The organism is Bacteroides cellulosilyticus DSM 14838 (assembly GCF_000158035.1).
GTDB lineage: Bacteria > Bacteroidota > Bacteroidia > Bacteroidales > Bacteroidaceae > Bacteroides > Bacteroides cellulosilyticus.
In genome coordinates this window covers 819,271-822,783 of record NZ_EQ973492.1, presented here as the reverse complement: position 1 = coordinate 822,783, position 3,513 = coordinate 819,271, and the positions used below count along the sequence as shown (strand labels likewise).

2 protein-coding genes are annotated in these 3,513 nt (G+C 37.7%); both read right to left on the bottom strand.

Features of this window, described 5'->3' with window-relative positions; genetic code table 11:
* On the bottom strand, positions 1–1,171 hold a 1,171-nt coding region (locus BACCELL_RS21485), incomplete at its 3' end, for an ABC transporter permease (RefSeq protein ID WP_211211339.1).
* A gap of 61 nt (positions 1,172–1,232) precedes the next feature.
* Entirely contained in the window at positions 1,233–3,512 is a 2,280-nt protein-coding gene (locus tag BACCELL_RS21480; protein ID WP_007214184.1) for an ABC transporter permease, read from the bottom strand.
* Position 3,513: the final 1 nt, after the last annotated feature.

Here is a 3,513-nt window from a genome sequence, read left to right as displayed (position 1 = left end):
GTGTACAAATGAGCAAATTCAGTAGAAATATCAGTATAAGATATTCGGAACATTGCTTCATTAGTGATGTTTTGTCTATTTCCAATGTAAATACTACTAACGTAAGATGAAAAAAGGGAGCCAGTAGTTCAATTAAACAAAAAGTAATCAGAAAGGCTAATAAGATAATCAGTGCCGATTGAATGAAAAGCTGTGATAACAGTTGGTGGTTACTGCTTCCTAATACCTTACGGAGACTATATTCGCGGCTACGGTTAAGAAATGAGCCGGTAAGGAAATGGAAAAAATTAAGAAGGCCGATAAGTAAAATTAGTATTCCTAATGCAGTGGTAACACTGATAAAGTAAGGGCTGAAGGTTGCACTATAGGCTCCCTTCCCCAATGCAGTTGCACCAATCGTATTATCAGGGAATGCATCGCTGGATAGATTCAGTTCGCGAAGATGATCCTCCAGTTGTTGTACACTTTTCCCTTTATGCAATAAAGCGAAAGTGGAGCAACCGGTCGTAAACTTTCTACTTTCACTCTGGAACAAACCTTCACTATCATTTAGCACTAATAAATCAATTCTATTGCAAAAATTCAAGCTGTTATTTTGTGGTATATCTTTTATGATTGCCTGGATGGTATAGACAGTGCCACCTGAATTTGGGGTAGCATCTGGTGAACTCATTAGTTTTTTGGTCAGTACCATACGTTTACCGATCGGATCACCATTTTCACCAAAAACCTTGTGTGCGGTGCTTTCCATCATAATAATAGCATTGGGAGTATGGACCGCAACATCCCAGGAACCGGCTATAATCTTCGGAGTGAATACTTGGCGGAAACAAGAATCAATTTCGATAGTTGACATTTCAGTAAATGGATATTCCTTTCCGTCTTTCATTTCTATATTGTATGGACGTGGATCAGCATTAGCGATGTGTGTTAAAATGTCCACTTCATTCAATGGTATATCCTGCAATTGCTCAAAGACCGTAGCAGGAGTTCCGGAGAAGAACTCCCCGTTTGAACTCTTTAAAACAATATCGGCAATGTGATCATGATTTTCAAAACATTGGTCAATACTTAGAAAGAAACGACTGCAATACATGCATATACTGAAGCAAAGCAGACACACTGCTAATCCTACGATACTGATAAGATTTTGCGTTTTGTGTTTAAGCAAATGACGTATTGCTATTTGAAAATAGTGTTGTAACATTTTTTATGGCGTATTATATATGTATTTATTCACTTTTTATCACTTCTGCCGGATTCTGCCGTGCTGCCTGCCATACCCGCCAGCCAATGCATAACAGAATAAGTAAACCTATCCCACTAAATATAGCCAGATATATCCATGCACTGATTGCTGTTTGTTCTATATAACTTTCCAGCCATTTTTTCATCAAAGCGTATCCTATAGGAAATGCCATCACTGATGCCGCAACGAGTAATATAAAGTACTCTTTTACAAACATAGCAAGTATTTCTTTTACAGACGCTCCATTTACTTTGCGGATGGCTATTTCTTTGCGCCGCTGCTCGCAACTTAGCGTAATGAAAGAGAATATTCCGAAAGCGGCAATGAGTACGCAAATAAGTGAGGCAAAGCCAAGCAGCTTCAATAATAACGTTTCGGATTTCAGGAACTTAGAATATTCCTCTTCTATATTGAGAAGAGAATGATATTCATTATTGCCAGTTGAGATTTTGGCATATACATCATCTACTCGCTTTTTAAGATCCTCCCATGTTCCTGCGCGATATTTTATCAATATATCACCATAGTTGGCATCGGAATCGGAACCTCCCAGACCTCCTTTATTGCAGAATAAAGTAGGTGCTGCCGGGATTGTAGGTGCTGTGATATGGAAGTCTTTTACAATTCCGACGATTGTAACTCCTTGGTGAATATTGATTTTCTTACCTATCGGATCATCTAAGCCTAATCTTCTTGCACAAGTCTCGTTGATGATAGCCTTATCCGCATCATCCGGTTTTAGCATTTCACCTTCTATTAGTTTCAGGTTGTAGAAATTGATAAATTCCCTCCCTTCTCTTATGCAGATGATATCTACTCTATCTTCCTTATCCGTGCTTTTCTTTCCTTCCCAGCTGTTTATCCTGTAAGTCAGTGTACTATATCTTGGAAATAAAGGTTCACATCCTTTCAGTGTCTCTACAATACATGGCATCTTATCTATTTCGGCACTGACGGCAGCATAAGATTCCGGAGAAACATATTGTCTTAATACTGCTGTATTCTTTCTTTCCCAACCAATGTCACCATTTGCCAGGTGATTGAGTTGTTTCATAAGAATGCTTACGCAAAAGATAAATAAGATACATATTATTAATTGGAATACTATGCTGCATTTACGGAATAGGAATAGATTGCCGGATTGCCTGTAGTATCGGCGGACAATAAAAGGTATTAATAGGATATAGGATATGAAAAGAATACCTATAAAGTAGAGGAATGATTCTCCATAAATATTTCCATTAATTTCGGACAGTTCTCTGAATTTCGGAAGCGATAATTCGATAAACGTCATTCCTAAAAGACCGGATAAAAGCAGCACAAATAAATATTCAGTACCAAAAAGTATGAATAAATTCCGAATGGATGAACCACATACTTTTCTTAATTCAATTTCCCGGTTTCGTGTGCGCATACGGGTGATAAACAAGGAGAGATAGTTGAACAATGCGCAAAGTATAATCATGCCGCTTGCTATGGAGAAAAGTACTAAATAATTGAATTTAAGGGTCAGTTTTTCATTTATGGCAGAGTAATGGTATTGGGTTAATGGAATTATCTTATATTTTTCGAGAGGTTTGGGATACCATTGGTTTCCGGATTCGTAGTTCTTCATTTTTTCCTGAAAAGATGTAGCATCCACTCCTTTACGTAGCCGAACGTAGGTTTGAAATCTATGTACTCCCCATTCGCTTTTTTCTTTTTGAAATTGTGATGACATTGTCCATGCGGCAAAATAGAGATTACTATGTTTCTCTACATTTTTCAGAATGGCACAGACTGTCTTAGGTGTATCATCTGTCTCTATCTCTTGTCCAAAAACTTCTGTTGAACCGAATAATGACATAGCAGTCTCTTCTGTTAATGCAATTTTATTATCAGAATAAAGGAATTCCATGCTTCCGGATAATATGGAGGTAGGTTGGAACATCTCTAAAAATGTGGAGTCAGCATACATGCAATTAACTTTTGCCGTTTTCCCCTCTTTGGTTTTCAGCCCCATTTCCCATTGGTAAACTGCACATGCGGCTTCTACTTCCGGAAATTCTTGCCGAAGTGTAGTAGCCGACATATATGAACTGTATGTGCTGAATGTTGATTCACTAAAAGTGGCTTCTTGATAAAGCAAATGAGTTCGTTCCACACCTTCGTAGAATTTGTCATACGTAATTTCGTAGTGTATCCACAGATTTGAGAGTGCAAAGCAAGTAAATCCTACTGCCAAACCTATAATACTGATAATACTCTGTATTTTGTATTTCAGT